General features: G+C 48.8%; 1 protein-coding gene and 1 pseudogene. Both read left to right on the forward strand.

What is annotated here, in order from left to right:
• A pseudogene (locus A3762_RS19775) lies at positions 1-477 on the forward strand (hypothetical protein); the annotation flags it as partial.
• Between the two features lie 15 nt (positions 478-492).
• Positions 493-1,017 (forward strand): 2-oxo-4-hydroxy-4-carboxy-5-ureidoimidazoline decarboxylase, encoded by a 525-nt coding sequence (gene uraD, locus A3762_RS19780; RefSeq protein ID WP_068753796.1) that lies wholly within the window; start codon positions 493-495, stop codon positions 1,015-1,017.
• Positions 1,018-1,023 lie beyond the last annotated feature (6 nt).

Consider the following 1,023-nt stretch of genomic DNA (forward strand, 5'->3'; position numbering starts at 1 on the left):
CACATGCAAAACCTTGTGATGCCAGAGCGTGGCGTAAACATGGGTGACGGTTGGGAAACTAAGCGTCGTCGTAATGTTGGCGATAAGACTGTTGATCGCAACAATGACTGGTTGGTTCTTCAGCTTGCGACAAAAGGCAGCATCAACAAGATCTTGGTAGACACTTGCCACTTTAAAGGCAACTACCCTAACGGTTTCTCACTAGAAGGCGCTGTACTGACTGCAGAACAATCTGCTGACGTTGACATGCTTGAGCAAGATGCACATCAAGACGCATTGACGGCTGGTCGTAAAGAAGCGAGCCAAATTGAGTGGACTGAAATCATGCCGCGCACAGTGCTTCACGCAGACCGTGAGCACACCTTCACTGCAGAAGTTCAAAACACTGAAACAAACTTCACGCACATTCGCATCAAAATGTACCCAGATGGTGGCATCAGTCGCTTACGTCTCTGGGGCTACCCAGAAGCGAAGTAAGGGACTGATACGAACATGGCAGATTTAACTTACACAATCGACGCACTAAACGCGTTGAACGCAGAAGACGCAACTTTCGCATTCACAAACTGCTGCACCAGCTCACGCTGGGTAGCAGGCATGGTTGAAGCACTTCCTTTCGCATCGATCGAAGCGTGCCATCAAGCAGCGAAAGACGTTTGGGCAAACATGGGCGAAGCAGACTTTTTGGAAGCCTTCGAAGGACATCCAAAAATCGGTGACGTAACTAGTCTTCGTGAAAAGTACGCGCACACCAAGAAGCTTGCTTCAGGTGAACAGTCTTCAGTAAACGAAGCGGATGACGCGACGATTGAAGCGCTTGCGCAAGGTAACACTGACTATGAAGAAAAGTTTGGCTTTATCTTCATCGTCTGTGCAACCGGTAAAAGCGCCGCTGAAATGAACGAACTTCTTCAGCAACGTCTACCGAACGACCGTGAGACTGAGCTTCAGAATGCAGCGGGTCAGCAAGCACTAATCACCGCAATTCGTATTGATAAGTTGCTTCCAAGCGCATAGTTCGAA

Source organism: Oleiphilus sp. HI0125, assembly GCF_001635355.1.